At 45.9% G+C, this 18,570-nt stretch carries 19 protein-coding genes; 17 read left to right on the top strand and 2 right to left on the bottom strand.

Going from position 1 to position 18,570, the window contains the following annotated elements; genetic code table 11:
• The first annotated feature begins 129 nt into the window (after positions 1-129).
• The 16 genes from AC58PV_RS07820 (at position 130) to AC58PV_RS07895 (ending at position 16,274) form a co-directional block, all read left to right on the top strand.
• A complete protein-coding gene (locus AC58PV_RS07820) occupies positions 130-1,026 on the top strand; it encodes a LysR substrate-binding domain-containing protein (RefSeq protein WP_497431705.1) in 897 nt (298 codons plus the stop codon).
• 137 nt (positions 1,027-1,163) lie between these two features.
• Entirely contained in the window at positions 1,164-2,045 is an 882-nt protein-coding gene (locus tag AC58PV_RS07825; RefSeq protein WP_497431706.1) for a transporter substrate-binding domain-containing protein, read from the top strand.
• Between the two features lie 40 nt (positions 2,046-2,085).
• Positions 2,086-2,862: an amino acid ABC transporter permease gene (locus AC58PV_RS07830; protein WP_497431707.1), complete on the top strand. Its 777-nt coding sequence runs from the start codon at positions 2,086-2,088 to the stop codon at positions 2,860-2,862.
• Positions 2,859-3,569 carry an amino acid ABC transporter permease gene (locus AC58PV_RS07835; protein WP_497431708.1) on the top strand — a complete coding sequence of 237 codons (711 nt, stop codon included), beginning with the start codon at positions 2,859-2,861 and terminating at the stop codon, positions 3,567-3,569. Before AC58PV_RS07830 ends, AC58PV_RS07835 begins: the two co-directional genes overlap by 4 nt.
• Positions 3,566-4,318, top strand: a complete 753-nt coding sequence (locus tag AC58PV_RS07840) for an amino acid ABC transporter ATP-binding protein (RefSeq protein ID WP_497431709.1) — start codon at positions 3,566-3,568, stop codon at positions 4,316-4,318. Before AC58PV_RS07835 ends, AC58PV_RS07840 begins: the two co-directional genes overlap by 4 nt.
• A 33-nt stretch (positions 4,319-4,351) precedes the next feature.
• Positions 4,352-5,362, top strand: coding sequence for an LLM class flavin-dependent oxidoreductase (locus AC58PV_RS07845; RefSeq protein WP_497431710.1), 1,011 nt, complete (start codon positions 4,352-4,354; stop codon positions 5,360-5,362).
• 20 nt (positions 5,363-5,382) lie between these two features.
• Positions 5,383-6,570: a M20 peptidase aminoacylase family protein gene (locus AC58PV_RS07850; RefSeq protein ID WP_497431711.1), complete on the top strand. Its 1,188-nt coding sequence runs from the start codon at positions 5,383-5,385 to the stop codon at positions 6,568-6,570.
• Positions 6,567-7,043, top strand: a complete 477-nt coding sequence (locus AC58PV_RS07855; protein ID WP_497431712.1) for a DinB family protein — start codon at positions 6,567-6,569, stop codon at positions 7,041-7,043. Before AC58PV_RS07850 ends, AC58PV_RS07855 begins: the two co-directional genes overlap by 4 nt.
• 12 nt (positions 7,044-7,055) lie before the next feature.
• A complete protein-coding gene (locus tag AC58PV_RS07860; RefSeq protein ID WP_497431713.1) occupies positions 7,056-7,586 on the top strand; it encodes a GNAT family N-acetyltransferase in 531 nt (176 codons plus the stop codon).
• Between the two features lie 16 nt (positions 7,587-7,602).
• A complete protein-coding gene (locus AC58PV_RS07865; protein ID WP_497431714.1) occupies positions 7,603-8,925 on the top strand; it encodes an LLM class flavin-dependent oxidoreductase in 1,323 nt (440 codons plus the stop codon).
• Between the two features lie 787 nt (positions 8,926-9,712).
• Positions 9,713-10,546 (top strand): electron transfer flavoprotein subunit beta/FixA family protein, encoded by an 834-nt coding sequence (locus AC58PV_RS07870; RefSeq protein ID WP_497431715.1) that lies wholly within the window; start codon positions 9,713-9,715, stop codon positions 10,544-10,546.
• A 24-nt stretch (positions 10,547-10,570) separates the two neighbouring features.
• Positions 10,571-11,668 (top strand): electron transfer flavoprotein subunit alpha/FixB family protein, encoded by a 1,098-nt coding sequence (locus tag AC58PV_RS07875; RefSeq protein WP_497431716.1) that lies wholly within the window; start codon positions 10,571-10,573, stop codon positions 11,666-11,668.
• Positions 11,665-12,975 (top strand): FAD-dependent oxidoreductase, encoded by a 1,311-nt coding sequence (locus tag AC58PV_RS07880; protein WP_310223183.1) that lies wholly within the window; start codon positions 11,665-11,667, stop codon positions 12,973-12,975. Before AC58PV_RS07875 ends, AC58PV_RS07880 begins: the two co-directional genes overlap by 4 nt.
• The gene (locus AC58PV_RS07885; protein ID WP_497431717.1) at positions 12,972-13,259 is read left to right on the top strand and encodes a ferredoxin family protein; all 288 of its coding nucleotides are present in this window, start codon (positions 12,972-12,974) and stop codon (positions 13,257-13,259) included. The genes AC58PV_RS07880 and AC58PV_RS07885 overlap by 4 nt, the downstream gene beginning before the upstream one ends.
• 153 nt (positions 13,260-13,412) lie before the next feature.
• Positions 13,413-15,608 carry an alpha-galactosidase gene (locus AC58PV_RS07890; RefSeq protein WP_497431718.1) on the top strand — a complete coding sequence of 732 codons (2,196 nt, stop codon included), beginning with the start codon at positions 13,413-13,415 and terminating at the stop codon, positions 15,606-15,608.
• 153 nt (positions 15,609-15,761) lie between these two features.
• Positions 15,762-16,274, top strand: a complete 513-nt coding sequence (locus AC58PV_RS07895; protein ID WP_497431719.1) for a DinB family protein — start codon at positions 15,762-15,764, stop codon at positions 16,272-16,274.
• Positions 16,275-16,428: 154 nt separating this feature from the next.
• Here the strand turns inward: AC58PV_RS07895 and AC58PV_RS07900 are convergent, their stop codons facing one another.
• Together AC58PV_RS07900 and AC58PV_RS07905 are read right to left on the bottom strand one after the other, a co-directional pair.
• The gene (locus tag AC58PV_RS07900) at positions 16,429-16,656 is read right to left on the bottom strand and encodes a hypothetical protein (RefSeq protein WP_028554145.1); all 228 of its coding nucleotides are present in this window, start codon (positions 16,654-16,656) and stop codon (positions 16,429-16,431) included.
• A gap of 202 nt (positions 16,657-16,858) precedes the next feature.
• Positions 16,859-17,653: a helix-turn-helix domain-containing protein gene (locus AC58PV_RS07905; protein ID WP_497431720.1), complete on the bottom strand. Its 795-nt coding sequence runs from the start codon at positions 17,651-17,653 to the stop codon at positions 16,859-16,861.
• Between the two features lie 131 nt (positions 17,654-17,784).
• Between AC58PV_RS07905 and AC58PV_RS07910 the strand changes: the two genes are divergently transcribed.
• A complete protein-coding gene (locus tag AC58PV_RS07910; protein WP_497431721.1) occupies positions 17,785-18,555 on the top strand; it encodes a sugar phosphate isomerase/epimerase family protein in 771 nt (256 codons plus the stop codon).
• Positions 18,556-18,570: the final 15 nt, after the last annotated feature.

The raw sequence follows: 18,570 nt of genomic DNA on the forward strand, positions 1-18,570 counted from the left end.
TAGAATAGGGGGCAGTTTTTTGGTCTTGACACATGATGGAGTGTGATCTAATATTATCCTAACATAAAACCAAGTTAATTAATCGGAATAATATGTTTTAGAGCGAAATTGGTGAAAGGGGTGTTTGCCTTGAACATTGAGAATATCGAAGCCTTCGTGTATGTCATTCATTATGGCAGCTTTAATAAAGCGGCAGAAGTTCTTTTTTTGTCCCAGCCATCCGTCACGGCACGAATACAATCTCTGGAGCGTGAGCTGGATTGCCGACTCTTCGAGCGGATAGGGAAGCAGATTTCATTGACGGACGATGGGAAGAAATTTCTGCCATATGCCCAGCAGCTCTTGCAAACTTTTCAGAAAAGTAAAATTCAATTGAAGCAGAAACGCACCTTGCCCAACGAGTTGCGTGTAGGTTGTACGGTATCCGTTTCGAACTATATCATCCCATCCATTATACCGAAACTCAAGTCGAAATACCCCGATGTGAACTATAAGCTGACTACGGCATCCTCCGAGGAGATCATTACGAAGGTGCTGAATCGCGAGCTTGATTTCGGTTTTGTTCGGAATATAAGTCACCCTAATCTCGTTTCAGCCAAAGCTTATGAAGATCCTATTCGTTTGTATGTCTATGAAGGCCATCCATTTATAGGGGATGAGACCATTTCTATCGATGATATAGGTGATTATCCGCTTGTTTTTTTTGAATGCGGGTCCCTCGACTGGATGCGGATCCACCGACTATTTGCCAGTATGAAGCAACCACCGAACATTGAATTTCAGACAGATACGCTAGAGACTGCGAAGAAATTAGTGCTTGGACGTGTAGGTATTGCGTTTCTTCCGAGTCTATGTGTCGAACAGGAAGTCAAAGAGGGGAAGCTATTCCCGATTCAATTTCCAGAAGTAGCAGGTATTTCCCTACAAACGAACATGATTGTGTTGAACGGTGAGAACGCCTTGTTTTTCAACAGTGCTTTAGATTTGTGTAAAGGAATCGCTCAGTCGATTCGAGAAACGATTTGACTTCTCGATATGCATATAGAAAAACTCTATTATCCAGTTCAACAACTTGATGATACATTAAATCCATAGAAATAATTCATACAAAACAAGTAGGAATTATAAGGATTTATAAAATAGAAAATTCGGAGGGGTTCACGATGAAACAATTTACAACACTTACGGTAACAACATTAGCATTAGCTTTGGTAGCAGTAGGATGCGGATCGAAAAGCGAGACAACGAATGCGTCTCCGAAAGCGGCTGCTGAAGCAACGAAAGCGCCAACTGCCACTGCGGCTGCAACGGCTGCACCTGTGAAAGTAAAGAAAATTATTGTAGGCACAGGGACACAATTCCCCAATGTAGCCTTCCTAGATAAGGATGGAAAACTAACAGGATACGATATTGAGTTAGTAAAAGAACTCGACAAGCGGTTGCCAGAATATGAGTTCGAGTTCAAAACGATGGACTTCGCTAACCTGCTGCTTAGCTTGGAAACGAACAAAATTGATTTCGTTGCACATGAAATTGAGAAGAACAAAGAGCGAGAACAGAAATATTTGTTCAACAACGAGCCTTATGCGTACTGGAAAACCAAAGTTATCGTAGCTAAAGAGAACACAACTGTGAAATCGATCGATGATTTGAAAGGCAAGAAAGCACTAACGACAGCCACAAGTGCAGAAGCCACATTACTGGAGAACTATAACAAAGCCAATGACAATGCGATCAAAATTGTGTATCAAAGCGGTGCAGCCAACGACTTGGTTACGCAGCTCACAACGGGGCGTGTTGATGGAGCGCTTGGTGCGGATTTCTTGCTTCCCCTCGTAGATCCGCAAAGCAAATTGAAAACAGTCGGTCCGATCATTGAAGAAGCTGAAGTGCGTTTCTTATTCCGTAAAAATGATAAAGACGGGCAAGAATTGGCAGACAAAATTGATGTGGCTCTGAAAGCTGTCAAAGCAGATGGTACGCTCTCGAAGTTGAGCACGCAGTGGCTGGGCGGAGACTTTACAAACAAAGATGATGTGAAATAGTTATACATCCCATAATGCTAAGAAAGGTGAGATCGCCATTATGGCAAACAAATTCGATATCACCTATGTATTTGATTTTCTGCCAAAACTACTGAATTACATTCATATTTCCTTATTCATCGTTGCTTGCTCGATGCTGCTCGGGATTGTATTCGGATTTCTCATAGCCTTGCCCCGGTTGTATCAAATACCAATTGTGCAGAGGTTATCTCAGATTTATGTTTCCTTCTTCCGCGGGACACCGATTCTGATCCAGTTATTTCTGATCTATTATGGTTTACCTGAGCTGCTGAAGGCGATCCATGTGGATATCTCCAGGGCCCCTGTTTTATCTTTTGTGATTCTCACATTTGCTTTACATTCTGGTGCTTACATTTCTGAAGTCATCCGCGCAGCGGTCAAAGCCGTGGACAAAGGGCAAGTAGAAGCCGCCTATTCAGTTGGCATGACGGGTTACCAGGCTTTTACCCGCATCATATTGCCGCAGGCACTTGCGATTTCGCTTCCTAACTTTACGAACCTGCTTATTGCTAACTTGAAGGATACCTCATTGGCGTTCTCTTTAGGGGCAATGGAGTTAATGGGAAAAGCACAGACGCTCGGAGCGGCTACACAACATTTTATGGAAACCTACATTTCCTTATCCATGATCTATTTCGTCATTTGCTTTGGACTGGAGAAGCTGTTTATGTACATCGAGAAACGCTTGCTCCAACACGAGCAGCCACTTGTGACGGAAGAACGTGAGCCTTTATCACGCAGATGGTTCAAGGGTGTCTGGTCCTCACAACCGGATAAAGGAGGCTTCCAAGCATGAGTATCGATCCAGGATTCATATGGACGGCCTTCGTTCAATTGCTTTCTGCACTGCCAACTACACTGATTATTACGATAGTCTCCGTCTTTTTTGGATTTATAATTGGAGCATCAGTAGCATTAATCCGACTATACCGCGTTCCTTATATTCATTATGTCGCAACAGCTTATGTGACATTTGTTCGCGGAACACCGATGCTTATGCATCTGCTGCTTATCTATTTCGGATTGCCGATGATTATCGATTCGATTGCCGTTACATTCGGGTGGAGCTTCCGTTCGGTGTCCATACCCATGATCGGATTTGCTTTTCTGTCCTTCTCTATCACCGCGGGTGCTTACCTCTCGGAGGTTGTCAGATCGGGCATAGTAGCGATTAACCGGGGGCAGATCGAAGCTGCCTATTCCATTGGGATGACGACCACACAGGCGCTGCGACGTATTATTTTGCCACAAGCATTTGCAGTCAGTTTACCGAACTTATCCAATACGTTGATTGGTATGCTGCATGGCTCAACATTGGCTTTTACAGTTTCAGTGGTGGAGATTAATGCCAAAGCACAAATTGTTGCAACGACAAATTGGAAATTCTTCGAAGCTTATATCGCAGCGGCCCTGCTATTCTGGGGGATCACCTTCCTAATCGAACGTGCCACAGGCTTACTAGAGAAACGAATCAATCTGTATAACCGAGGTGGCGTGTCATGATTCAACTGACGAATATTACCAAATCGTTTGGTAAAAACGAGGTACTCAAGGGTATCAACCTGACTGTGCAAAAAGGCGAAGTTGTCTGCATTCTTGGCCCCAGCGGTTCGGGTAAAACAACGCTGCTCCGTTGCTTGAACTATTTGGAGAAGCCGAGTCTCGGCGAAGTAACGATCGGTGATTTCACCGTGAATTGCAAACGTCCCAGCAAAGGTGAGATTCATGCACTTCGGCAGAAAACCGCGATGGTGTTCCAGCATTACAACCTATTCAAACATAAAACCGTTCTCGAGAACGTCATGGAAGGTCTTGTCATTGTCCAGAAACAATCTAAGGAAGTGGCAAGAGCGACCAGTGTAAAGGTGCTGGAGAAAGTGGGCTTAGGAAGCAAGTTAGACGCCTACCCAAGTCAGCTATCTGGCGGACAGCAACAACGTGTAGGCATCGCTCGTGCGTTGGCTCTGAATCCTGAAGTCATATTATTCGATGAGCCGACATCCGCACTCGATCCTGAACTTGTTGGTGAAGTGCTGGACGTGATTCAGAAGATTGCCAAGGAAGGCATTACGATGATTATCGTTACCCATGAAATGGGTTTTGCCCGAGAAGTGGCTAATCATGTGGTTTTTATGGACGAAGGCGTCATCGTTGAAGAGGGCAACCCGAGGGACATTTTCGGCAATGCCAAAGAAGAACGCACGAAGCAATTCCTGAAGCGTATTACGCCCGAATGGAGCTACAACATTTAGCATCAGGCAGTTATGGAAATGGAGTGTATGAACATGGGGATTAAATTAAGCATTTTGGATCAAAGTGTCGTATTTCCCGGTGAAACGGCTTATGATGCTTTTCAGCATACGATTGAACTAGTACAGAAGGCGGAGTCGCTTTCGTATAACCGCTTCTGGGTATCTGAGCATCACGATTCCGAACAAGTGGCGGGTTCTTCACCGGAAGTATTAATTTCTCATTTATTGGCCAGAACAGAGCGCATTCGCATCGGCTCCGGCGGCATCATGCTGCAGCATTACAGCCCCTATAAAGTGGCTGAGAACTTCAATGTGCTTGCTTCGCTTGCACCAGGTAGAGTGGATCTCGGCATAGGCCGCGCTCCAGGCGGTTTACCTCGTTCAACCAAAGCGTTGCAACAGGGAATCACAGAAGCAGCATCTTTATCAGATAAACTGGATGACCTTCAACAGTTTGTGACAAATCAATTGCGTGATGAACATCCTTTGAAGGGCTTGAAAGTCTCGCCAATTCCAACGGTGCCAGTGGATATTTATATCCTTGGAGCTAGTGCAGCGAGCGCACAATCGGCCGCTGAGGCTGGTTTGCCTTATGTATTTGCCCAATTCATTAATGGGGATCATGCGATTGCGGAAGCGGCTTTTGAAGCGTATCATAACCATTTTAATTTGGAAAAAGGCACACAACCCAAGCTTCTCTTGGCGCTCTCACTTATCGTAGCTGATACGGAAGAAGAAGCAACCGCGCTTGCAGGGGAGTATAAGAATGTTAAGATTCATTTGGAAAATGGCAAGACATTAACCGTCGGAACCCTTGAGCAAGCAGAGGAATATGGCCGCCAAACGCAGGCAAAGTTTACAGTTGAAGAGAAACAGGCAGAGATTACGAAGGGTACGAAAGAGACCGTGCGTCAGAAACTACTCGATATTCAACAGAAATTTAACATCAATGAATTTATCGTAACGACATCCGTGAAAGATTTTAGCAAACGCCTGCGGTCATTTGAACTGCTGAGTGAAGCATTCGCGGAATTGTTGGTGTAAGTCCGAAGGAGGTAAGAGGAATGAGTGCAACATCTTTTCAAGAGACGTCTCCGGACTTGGCACAGAAGCTGGTGGATATACGACGTCATTTACATCAGCATCCAGAATTGTCGCATGAAGAAATCCAAACAACAGCTGCGATTACGAACTGGCTCAGGGAAGCGGGGATCCGTATTGCGGATTATCAGTTGAAGACAGGACTTATTGCAGAAGTTGGCGGCTTGCAGGAAGGGCCAATCGTTGCCATACGAGCTGATATCGATGCGCTTCCGATTCAAGAAGACACAGGGCTTCCTTATGCTTCGCAGGTAGCAGGTAAAATGCATGCTTGCGGACATGATTTCCATACGGCTGCCGTACTTGGCGCAGCGATTCTGCTCAAGCAACAGGAGAGTGAGCTAAAAGGAACCGTTCGCTTCATTTTTCAACCAGCAGAGGAGAAGGCGCAGGGCGCGGAGCAAGTGATAGTGAGCGGCGCACTTGAAGGAGTTCATGCGATCTATGGCATGCATAACAAACCCGATCTTCCAGTTGGTACGATCGGGATCAAAGAGGGGCCGCTCATGGCGGCAGCAGATGGATTCGTGATTGAAGTTGAAGGTCTTGGCACACATGCAGCTGTCCCAGAAGCGGGGATTGATCCTATTGTAACTGGAGCGCATATCATCACCGCTCTTCAATCGATCGTTAGCCGCAATGTTAGTTCTTTGCAAAGTGCTGTGATCAGTGTGACTCGTATCCATAGCGGTACTGCATGGAATGTCATTCCTGACAAAGCCATTCTGGATGGCACGCTGCGCACATTTGATGAGAATGTTCGTTCACTCGTTATCGAGCGATTAGAGCAAGTAGTTCATGGTGTTGCTGCCGCTTATGGAACCAAAGCCTCAGTTCGTTGGATCAAAGGGCCACCTTCGGTGTTCAATGATAAGCAATTAAGTCAGTTGGCAAAAGAAGCGGCAGAACAAGCTGGTCTGAATGTCATTACACCTGTACCGTCACCAGCAGGCGAGGATTTTGCTTTTTATCAGAAGAAAATTCCCGGAGTATTCGTATTTATGGGAACCTCAGGTCCGCAAGAATGGCATCACCCTGCTTTTGATATTGATGAACGAGCATTGCCGATTAGTGCGCGATATTTTGCTATTTTAGCTCAGAAAGCCTTAGAAGACCTATCATCCGACAACCCATTGGAGGTATCCATATGAGTACAATAATTCCCGACTTATCTCTCTATCTGCATACACACCAACAACTCCAGGAAGCGATCCAAGGACTGAGCGAAGGGCAATTAGTTTGGAAGCCAGCTCAAGATAAATGGAGTATAACGGAAGTTCTGTCTCATTTGGCCGACCATAACATCGTCGTTTCCTTCCGAATTCGTGCTATTATTTCTGGCGCATCCGCTGTATTGCCAGCATTTGATCAAGATCCATGGGTAAGCAGCGCCAAAGCCAATGAAGGCTTAGCTTCCGATATTTTAGCCCTGTTTCAGTCATTATTAGTGTATAACAATGAACTATTCGGACGACTATCACCCGAGGATTGGGAGAAAACAGGCGTTAATTTCAAAGGGCAAACACTCACACTAAAAGATGTTGTTCAGTCCTTTATCGCACATGTGCAGCATCATTTGGGACAAATTGCACGAATCAAGCATGCGTTGGAAGCGCACGTATAGGAGGGATTCGATATGGCCGATGCACAAGAAGTACACATTCGAGATGCCAACGATGGAGACCGAGAGGCGATTCGAAGAGTTCTAGAAGAGGCTTATGGTCAATATCAGGATGTGCTGCCTCCAGAAGGCTGGGATCAATATAAGGAAAATATTATCGCATCTGTAGATAGTGGCAAGCCCATCGCCCGGATTATTGCACTAATTGACGATGAGATTGTTGGCAGCTCTCAATTGTTCCAATCTTCTGAAGCTGCTTATGGCGCTCCAGAGCTCGAGATTGAGTCACCTATTCTTCGGTTGCTAGCGGTATCGCCAAGTGCCAGAGGCAAAGGTATCGCTACCGCTTTAATAAAAGAAAATGTGAAACGCGCTGCTGAGTTAGGCGCCGCTACACTACATTTGCATACCTCAGATATGATGGAGTCGGCCGTGAAGCTTTATGAACGATTGGGTTTCGAACGTGCATATGACAAGGATATCCAAAAAGGTGAAATACTCGTGAAAAGCTACCGACTTCATATACAAACCGCAGCGATACTGTGAAAGGACGGAGATAACCATGGCTAAACAAAAACAAATTAAACTAGGTGCCATAATTCATGGTGTAGGTGGTCATGTGTCAGGGTGGAGGCATCCTGAAGCGATCACAGATGCGAGTGTGAATTTTGGGTTTTATAAGGGGCAAGCACAGAAAGCGGAAGCAGGGAAATTCGATCTTGTATTCATCGCGGATGGTCTCTATATTACCGAAAAATCGATCCCTCACTTCCTTAATCGGTTCGAGCCGATTACCATTCTGTCTGCGTTAGCGTCCGTCACCTCGCACATCGGCCTAGTGGGGACATTATCCACGTCATATAGTGAGCCTTTCACCGTTGCACGGCAATTTGCTTCCATTGATTTAATCAGCGACGGTCGTTCCGGTTGGAACGTAGTTACTTCACCACTGGAAGGTTCCGCCAAAAATTATAGTAAATCAGAGCACCCCTCACATCCCGAACGCTACCGAATCGCCAATGAATATTTGGAAGTGACACGAGGGTTGTGGGATTCGTGGGAAGATGATGCTTTTGTTCGTGATAAAGAGAGCGGTGTGTTTTTTGACCCAGATAAACTCCATACATTGAACCACAAAGGTGAATATTTCTCCGTCCAGGGGCCGTTGAATATCGCCCGTTCAAGACAAGGACAGCCGGTCATATTCCAAGCAGGCGCTTCTGAGGATGGCCGAGCGTTTGCGGCGAAAGTGGCAGATGCGATTTTTGCAGGACACGAATCAATTGACGATGCGAAAGCTTACTACGCGGATATCAAAAAGAGGGTAGCCTCCGAAGGTCGTAATCCGGATGAAGTCGTCATCCTACCGGGCATTGCTCCAATAATCGGACTCACAGAAGAAGAAGCCGAGCGCAAATATCAAGAAGTCGCGAACCTCGTCACCATTGACAAAGCGCTGGATTATTTGGGCAGATTCTTCGAACATCACGATTTCTCTCAATATCCGTTAGATGAACCTTTCCCTGAACTAGGTGATTTCGGGAGCAATAGCTTCCGCAGTGGAACTGACAAAATCAAGCAAAACGCCAAAGAAAAGAACCTAACCCTACGCCAAGTCGCTTTAAACGTAGCTACGCCTCGCAACGAATTCACCGGCACACCGGAATACGTGGCTGATCGCGTACAAGCGTGGTTCGAAGAAAACGCCGCAGATGGTTTCATCATCGCAGCTGCCTTGCCCAAAGGCCTGGACGACTTCGTCGACCACGTCGTACCAATCCTGCAGGAACGCGGATTGTACCGAACCGAATATGAAGCCGACACACTTCGCGGAAATCTTGGCATACCTGTACCAGCGAATCGCTACACAAAAGTGAATGCTTAGTCGCACAAGCAACTCCCGTTATCAATAAAACTGTCCACAAACCTGAAAGGGTGAGTGGGCAGTTTTTTGATGCGACTAATGTATCTCGAACAATTAGCTAGCGTAAATACAGTACCATTATTGACCCTACGCCCTGAGCACCAAACGCGACCCTCAAAAGCCGAACCCCGAAAACTGAATGCTGAACTTTGAACCTTGAACGCCAACCCCCACCCCCAAACACTTAAGCAGCTCAAGCATTCTCACATTTACAAACCTATTCGCATCTTAACTTTGCAGACTCATTGCACGGTAGCCGGCCGCCCCCTTATCTAAGGAAAAACTTTTTTCTGAGGTATCTACAATAACTCAATCTAGTAATAAGTTTCTTAAGGAAAGAACAATTTGTATATTTCATATAACATTGAGAGGGAAATAGAATTTCAAAAATTGAAAAATTACCCGGAGCTCATAATGTTTTATAAAACACACACACTTAGTAACACACTTTCTTGTAGATACCACAGAAAATGTCATTATGTGTAATAGAGTCACTTAAGTGTGCTCGTGTTCATTTAGTTGATCTATCCCGTGTGTCTGTATTTTTTAATACTTTAGTCAAGTTCCCTGCCTTTGCGCATATACTGTGTTAGATTCTTATCTTATGTTTGTGCGAAAGTCATGATCATGTTCTGTAAGCGATTACGTATCGACATTAACGTGACAAAATTCACAATGATGACAGGCCTCACAGGTCTGTTGTCCAAACATGCAAGCCAGTTCCTCGCAGAAATAGGAGGGTGCAGAGATGCTGCATATTGTCGTTTGTATTAAACAAGTTCCGGACTCTAGAGAAATTCGCATTGATCCCAAGAATAATACGCTCATTCGTCAAGGTGTACCTAGTATTGTGAATTTCTATGATATGCATGGCTTGGAAGAGGCACTGCGCATCAAGGATGAGCAAGGTGCGCGTATTACTGTGGTCACGATGGGACCGCCACCAGCCGAGAAAGGTCTCAAAGAATGTATTTCGTTGGGCGCCGATGATGCCGTATTGGTGACGGATCGTGGTTTTGCAGGAGCAGATACCCTGGCTACCTCGTATGTTGTTGCTCGAACTATTCGCAAAATTGCGGAAACATGGGGGCCTGTGGATATCGTTTTTTGCGGAAAACAAACGCTAGATGGTGATACCGGACAAGTTGGACCAGGTGTTGCTTGCCGATTGGATTTGGAGCAGCTGACTTACGTTAATAAGGTAGTGAAAGTCGACGAGGAAAGCCGTAAAGTACGTGTGCACCGATTACTTGAGGACGGCATAGAGGTGGTTGAGACAAGCATGCCAGTCTTGATCACCGCATTGAAAGAGTTGAACAAAGTGCGACGAGCTTCACTGCCGGGCATGATTCGTGCCGCTAGATATAAGCCAACGGTATGGACGACGGCGGATTTCCCAGATCTGGAGCGGGCGAAGATCGGGCTTAAAGGCTCGCCGACGATTGTAGCCAAAACTTGGGTACCAGAGATCAAAGCGGTGAAAACGCAAATGATCACTTACGATAGTCCGGAAAATGGCGCAGTTCAGCTGGCCGATAAGTTGTTGACGAAGGACATGCAGATGTTATTAGAATGGGCCTGATAGATAGGAACGGAGGATGACACGATGGCAAGAGAGACGGAACAGATGGATCCGACGATGCCGGACTGGTCGGCATATCGTGGGGTTTTGATCGTTGTTGAGCAGCGTGAGGGCATCGCGAAAAAAGTGTCCTGGCAGCTGCTAGGCGAAGGCAAAAAGCTAGCAGCGAAGCTGGAGGCGCCGCTCATGGCGCTCGTCATCGGCGAGAATGTCGCACATCTCGCTGAGGAAGCCGTGGCCTACGGCGCGGATCGTGTATATCTTTGCGAAGCCGCGGAGCTTCGCAACTACAGGACCCGGCCATACAGCCGGGTCTGCTTGAAGCTGATCGAGGAAGCGAAGCCCGAGATCGTGCTATTCGGCGCGACAGCTACAGGTCGCGACTTAGCAGGTGCGATTGCGACGCACCTGCCGACGGGACTAACGGCCGACACGACGCAGCTCGATGTGGAGCCGCCGCCATCGCGGCTGTTGCTGGCCAGCCGACCAGCTTTCTCTGAGAAGATGATGGCCACCATCCTCTGCAAGCAGTACCGCCCGCAGATGGCGACAGCGCGCGCCGGTGTTTTCCAGGCGCTGCCGAAGGACGCGGAGCGCCAAGGCGAGATCATCGCGATCACCGCAACGATGCGGGAGGAAGAGATTGATGCGCAGGTGTTAGACTTCCTGCGCGAAACAGGGAAGCTCAATCTCGAGGAATGCGAGATTATCGTTGCTGGGGGCCGCGGACTTGGCGGGCCCGAGGCTTTCAAGCTGCTTGCCGAGCTAGCGGAAGCGCTCGGCGGTGTCGTTGGCGCCTCGCGCGCTGCCGTGGATGCGGGCTGGATCTCCCACGAGCATCAGGTGGGGCAGACAGGCGCGACGGTTCGGCCGAAGCTTTATTTCGCCATCGGCATCTCTGGCGCCGTGCAGCACACCGTCGGTATGAGTCATGCTGATGTGGTTGTTGCAATTAACAAAGATGAGAAGGCTCCTATTTTTCAATTTGCTCATTATGGTCTTGTTGGCGATCTTTTCAAAATAGTTCCCGCGATTACTGAGGAATTCAAGAGACGTCGTACGCTCACGACACAGACGCAGACAGAGGCGACCTTCACGCGCGAGAGGAGTGAAGCAAAATGAACGAAAAATTTGACGCTATCGTCGTGGGTGGCGGACCAGCCGGAGCAGCTGCAGCGCTAACCATGGCACGAGCTGGTTTATCGGTCGTATTGCTCGAGAGAGGCGAGTTTCCTGGCGCCAAAAACATTTTTGGCGGTGTCCTTTATCGCAAACAAATTGAGGAGCTTGTTCCTGAATTTTGGACTGAGAAGAACTTTCCAATGGAGCGCTATATTGTTGAACAAAGGATATGGATGATGGGCAAAGAGTCCATGGTCACGTTCGGCCATCGAAATGAAGCTTATAAGGAGCCTTATAACTGTTTTACGGGGCTGCGGGTCAAATTCGATCAATGGTTCGCTGAAAAAGCTGTTGCAGCAGGCGCCATCCCCATTTACGAAACCGTGGCACTGGATGTTATTCGAGAAGGTAACAAGGTTGTTGGCGTACGAACCGACCGTGATGATGGTGATTTATATGCCGATGTTGTCGTCATTGCAGATGGTGTAAACTCCTTGCTCGGCAAAGCAATGGGGATTCATAAGGAATGGATGCCAGACGAGGTGTCTTTAGCGGTCAAAGAGGTGATCGCACTGCCTCGCGAGAAGATCGAGGACCGTTTTGGCCTTGAGGGGGACGAAGGTGTCACCATCGAATTTATGGGCGAAACCTCGCTAGGCATGGCGGGTATGGGTTTTCTTTATACGAATAAAGAAACGATCTCGTTAGGGGTCGGAGTGATGGTTAATCATTTGCGGGATAAAAAGGTGAAACCATACGCTGTACTTGATGCGGTTAAACAGCATCCAATGATTCGGAAGTTGATTCAAGGCGGCGAGACCAAAGAGTATTCTGGCCACCTTATTCCAGAAGGGGGCTTTCATTCAATCCCAACCTTATCTGGGGATGGCTGGTGTGTCTGTGGGGATGCCGCGCAGTTAATTAACTTTGTCCACAGGGAGGGGACGAATCTAGCTATGACCTCGGGCCGATTAGCCGGTGAAGCCATTATCGAAGCGAAGGCACGCGGGGATTTTACTGCTCCAACGATGCATCTCTACGATAATAAAATCCGAGAGTCTTTTGTACACAAGGATCTTCAGAAGTACAAAGGGATGCACCAATTTTTGAAAGAGCAGGATCCTGAATTATTGTTCGATCGGCTGCCTCGCGCCGTTAATGAAGCGGCATATAACATGTTCCTAGTTGATGGGATTACGAAAGCCGAGAAGCAAAAAATGGCTATGAAGCTTATCAAAAATGCGGCAGGCGGTACCGTAAATTTGATGAAGCTGGGCTATAAGGGATGGAGGGCGATGAACGGATGAGCCAAAGTGATATTTCAGACAAACTGTTTACCATTCGTTACAAATGCGATGACAAATCCCATCTAGTCATTAAAGATAAACAAACCTGCTTGAATTGTGTGACTAAGGATTGCAATTATTTCTGTCCTTCGGATGTGTATGAATGGGAAAAAAAACTTAAAATTACGACGGTTGCATATGAAAATTGCATTGAATGTGGCACATGTCGGATAGCGTGTCCTTCGTATAACATCGATTGGGTGTATCCGAAGGGCGGGCATGGGATGACGTATAAGTACGGTTAAATGTAGAGTGGAAATGAAGATAGGGTGGAGACCGGATTAAAGGTTTCCACTCTATTTTTTTGTCGAAAAACAACATTTCTCCATATGTAGGTGTCGTTTCTCCATAGTTTTGTTTCTTTTAGGACATGATAATAGAAGATAGGAGGGATTTATATGTCAATTTCGTTTGAACCTGTTCAAGGTATATTCCATTTGCAAAATAAACACATGAGCTATGTGATTCAGCTTATCAATGGTTCCTATCCAGCCCACGTCTACTGGGGCCGTTCTATACGATCTGGTCAACTGGGTACGGTGATTCAATATAAGGAAAGAGCTTCTTTTAGCCCGAATCCTGTCAAGGAAAATAGAAAGATCTCTTTTGATACACTTCCGCAGGAATACCCTGCTTACGGGACAAGCGATTTCCGTGAACCAGCTTATCAAGTCGCTCTTCCGAACGGCTCTACGATCACTGAGCTTATCTATGACAAGCATCGGATCGTGCAAGGTAAGCCTGCATTAGAGGGTTTACCCTCAACTTATGTAGAAGGCGATCACGAAGCGGAAACGCTAGAAATCGAATTGGTTGACCAAGTTGCTGGTTTGCGAGCAATTCTGACCTATACGATTTTCACTGATCATGCCGCAATCACTCGTTCTGTTCGTTTCGTGAACGAAGGTACAGCTGATCTTAAATTGCTGCGTGCTTTAAGTATGAGCGTAGATTATTCCCATGCAGACTGGGATCTGTTACAACTCTCAGGCAGTTGGGCACGTGAGCGTCATATTGAAAGAAGAGCTTTGGCTCCTGGGAAATTGACGGTCGAGAGCAGACGTGGATCCAGTAGTCATTCGCATAACCCTTTTGTTGCTTTGCTTGCCAAGGATGCTAATGAAGACTACGGGGATGTGTATGGGTTTAATCTTGTATACAGCGGGAATTTTGCCGCGCATGCCGAAGTGGATCCTTTTGCAACTGCACGTGTTTCCATTGGGATTAATCCTTTCGATTTCAGTTGGTTACTAGAACCAGGACAGCAGTTCCAAACGCCTGAGGCCGTTATGGTGTACTCAGGTCAGGGGATTGGTGAGATGTCCAGATCCTATCACCGCTTGTATCGTACGAGACTATGTCGTGGGGAATTCCGTGATCGTGTACGCCCTGTCCTCGTCAACAATTGGGAAGCGACGTATTTCGATTTTAATGCTGATAAAATTGAAAGCATTGCACAAGCCGGAAAAGAGCTTGGTATTGAGCTTTTTGTCTTAGATGATGGTTGGTTTGGCAAAAGAAATGATGATACGACTTCACTTGGGGACTGGGTTGTCGATAAGGCGAAGCTTCCGAATGGTCTTGAAGATTTGGTAGCACGAGTGAACAAACTTGGCTTGGAATTTGGCCTATGGTTTGAACCTGAAATGGTATCGCCAGACAGTGATTTATACCGCAAGCATCCAGACTGGTGTCTGCATGTGCCAGATCGTCGACGTACGGAAGGCCGTGGACAGCTTATTCTTGATTTTTCACGCGAAGAGGTATGTGATGGCGTGATGGCCATGTTGCGCAACATTCTAAGCAGTGCACCAATTACTTATGTCAAATGGGACATGAACCGGAATATGACGGAAATTGGCTCCGCGGCCTTGCCGCCTGAACGTCAAAGAGAGACTGCTCATCGCTACATGCTTGGTTTGTATCGGGTCATGGAAACGATCACGACCGAATATCCGCATATCTTGTTTGAGAGCTGTTCGGGTGGTGGCGGACGTTTCGATCCGGGTATCCTATACTATATGCCGCAAACGTGGACAAGCGATAATACAGACGCTGTCTGTCGTTTGAAAATCCAATATGGCACGAGCATTGTGTACCCTGTTAGTTCCATGGGATCACATGTATCTGCTGTGCCTAATCATCAAGTTCATCGCATGACATCCTTAGAAACTCGCGGACATGTCGCTATGTCTGGCAACTTCGGTTATGAGCTTGACCTGACGAAGTTTACGGAAGAAGAAAAGGAGCTCGTCAAACGTCAAGTTGCCGACTACAAACAACTTCGTCCGCTTGTTCAATTTGGCGATATGTATCGCCTGTTGAGCCCGTTCGAGGGGAATGATACCGCGTGGATGATTGTCTCCGAAGACAAGACACAAGCTATGGTCGTGTTCATCCGAGTGCTTGCTGAGCCGTATGCACCGTTAAAAACGCTACGCTTAAAGGGACTCAACCCTGACTTCGATTATCAAATCGAAGGTTCAGAAGGTCTTTTCCCCGGCGACCATCTGTTGTATGCCGGTTTACCAGTCACCGGATTGCATGGTGACTTTGAAAGTAAAATCTGGCTGCTAAACGCGAAGCAGCAGTAATCTATAGACAGTGAGTAACCCTCATTTCCCTTTTTGGGAAAATGGGGGTTTTTACGCGTATGTTGAATGTAGAAGAAGATTCATTTTTTGAGAATTATGCGATATGATAGATGGATTCAAACCATCTTATAAGTGAAGGGAGACAATTCTAACATGCTGCAGCGTCCAAGTCATGACGAATATTCATCCTACTATACGGGGTATATCGGGCTAGTGCCCGAGGGAGATTATGATTCCATTTTAAACAGTCAAGAAGAGGCACTCGTATCTTTATTTTCACAAGTAACAAACGAACAAGCTTTATCTCGCTATGCCCCTGGGAAGTGGAGTCTGAAGGAAGTGTTGGCTCATATTACAGATACAGAGCGAATTATGAGCTACCGCTTACTGCGCATCGCCCGTGGAGACACGACAGATTTACCTGGCTTTGACCAGGATATTTTCATTGCGAATGCTGCGTTCGACGATGTATCCCTAACGGACTTAGTTAAGGATTTCCAAGCTGTGCGCCATGCTACATTAGCCTTGTTGCCTACTATCGCGGAAACAGCGTGGACGCGTGTGGGGACAGCGAATACATTCTCGATTTCTGCGCGGGCCGTGGCCTATGTAATCGCTGGGCATGCTCAGCATCATCTTAACATCATCGAGCAGAAGTACTTATGAGAAAACCCCTATCGAGGCCATTCAATGATAGCGACCGCGTTTAGATGTAGGTTTTATCGCCAATAAGAAAGCTGTTTTCAGGCCTGAAAACTTATACTTTCTTATGTGGTAGCAAAAAAACCTGAAATCCATCATGGATTTCAGGTTTTTTTATTTAGTATAGCGAGAGTGCCAATGAATCTCGTTCATTCAAGGAATGAAGAATTGCTTCACACCCGACAATCTCGATGCTGATAATTGAATCCAGACATTTCTTGAGTGTTGCTCTACCTTTGGTGACTTTGGCCTCAAGTGCTGACTTCAATAAGTTGAACTTCTTTTTATTTTTCTCATCGGAGTATACGGGTACAGGTTTGTTATGAATCGTAATAAACATTTTCATGAGTTCCACCATCCTAAGAATTGGATATAGTACTAGCATATCGGATTATTATTAATAGAACCTTAAAATAGTTTTACAATTTTAAGACAAATAAGAGATTGCTATGTATTTTCGTATATAGATAATACGATTTAGCGGCTGAAAATGTTTCATACAATGGTTAGGAATATTGAATATTGTGTGAATTTCTCTAAGAATACGGTTAGGTATGCTGCATATTAAGTCGATAAGCTTTAGGTGAGGTGCCGAAGCGTTGCTTGAAAGCACGATGAAAGTAAGGGTAAGAGCCGAAACCGCAGCTAAGTGCGATTTGTTCCAAAGACATAGAGCTGTCATGCATTCGCTCAACTGCGCTAGAGAGACGAACTTCTGTCGCGTATTGGATCATTGTTTTACCAAAATATTCTTTGAACAAATGAACTGCCCGGGAGATACTAAGTCCTACATGGTCTGCGACATCTTCAATTTTGAAAGCTGCCGTAGCATGTGCCTCTATGAACCGTTTCATGCGTGTGCCTGTAAAAGGACGACCTTGCACCGTCTCTGTTGCCGCACGTTCAAGATAAAGGCAGAGTGCTTGGAGAAGATAACCGCTGAGTTCAGGATTCTCATCTTCCATTCTGCGTTTCTCTAGACTTAATTGCCGCCACAGCGAAATCATTCTGGGATCAAGGTCGATCCGCATGCAAGTAGGTCTACTGGTACTGTTCCACCAAGCATCAATCCAGTCACCTTTGCAAAATAAATAGTAGTCGCCGCTGGCAATTTTTTGATCAGGTTGAGTCTGTGTCTGCTCAATTCGCAGCTCGTAAGGATCACCTGGCTTAAACAAAAGCAGATGACCAGCTTCAATCGGGATCATTCGCCCATCTACAAGAGCCTCACAACTGCCTTCTGTCTGTAGTCGAAAAAGATAATAAAGCAGACCCGATTTATTACTGCTATAAAACGGATCCATATGAAAAGAATACCCACAAGTTAATAATTCTGCGTTCATGTCGTATCGCCTTTCGTAGCCAAATAAGAGATGTTTTAATTATATCGTGAATGGTCATAATAGGCTAATCTCGCTTATACTAAGGCCAAGGTTACTATTATCGATTTCACTATGAGAAAAGAGGAGAACAAATGGGACGTTTAGGAATTGGAATTCAACTGTACACATTGAGAGATGATATGGCACGTGATATGGAAGGTACTCTTCGCCATGTTGCGAAGTTAGGATATGAAGGTGTTGAATTTGCTGGATATTATGATATGCCTGCAGATAAACTTAAAGGTTTGCTCAATGAGCTTGGATTGAAAGCTTTCGGAAGCCACATTAGCTTGCAAAGATTCCGTGATAATTTCCAAGGTGAAATCGACTACTTGAAAACTATCGGTGCAACTTATGCCATCTGTCCCTATGTTGGTGCAGAAGAGCGTGAGAATGTTGAACAATGGAAATCCCTTATTGCTGAGTGCCAAGCCCTTGCGGTTGAGACACAAAAACAAGGTTTACAATTCCTATATCATAACCATGATTTCGAATTCCACTACAAAGTGGAAGATGAGTTCGTTTTCGATGCTATGTATGCAAATAACGACGCGATTAAAGTTGAAATGGACGTATGTTGGGTACAATTCGCTGGTCAAGATCCATTAGCGTACATTGCTAAGTATGCAGGCCGTCTTCCTTTGGTGCATTTCAAAGATTTCTCCAAGGATGCAGAAGGCAAATTGGTTACATTGGAGCTTGGTTTAGGCGATGTTCCACTAGAGAAAGTTATTACTGCTGCTGAGCAAGCTGGTGTCGAGTGGCTTGTTGTAGAACAAGATAACTGCCAGAAAGCACCTTTAACAAGTATTGAAAACAGCTTTAACTGGGTTAAAGAGCACTACTTAAACGTTCATAACTAAATTATAGATTATTCT

Source organism: Paenibacillus sp. J22FR83 (assembly GCF_059691955.1).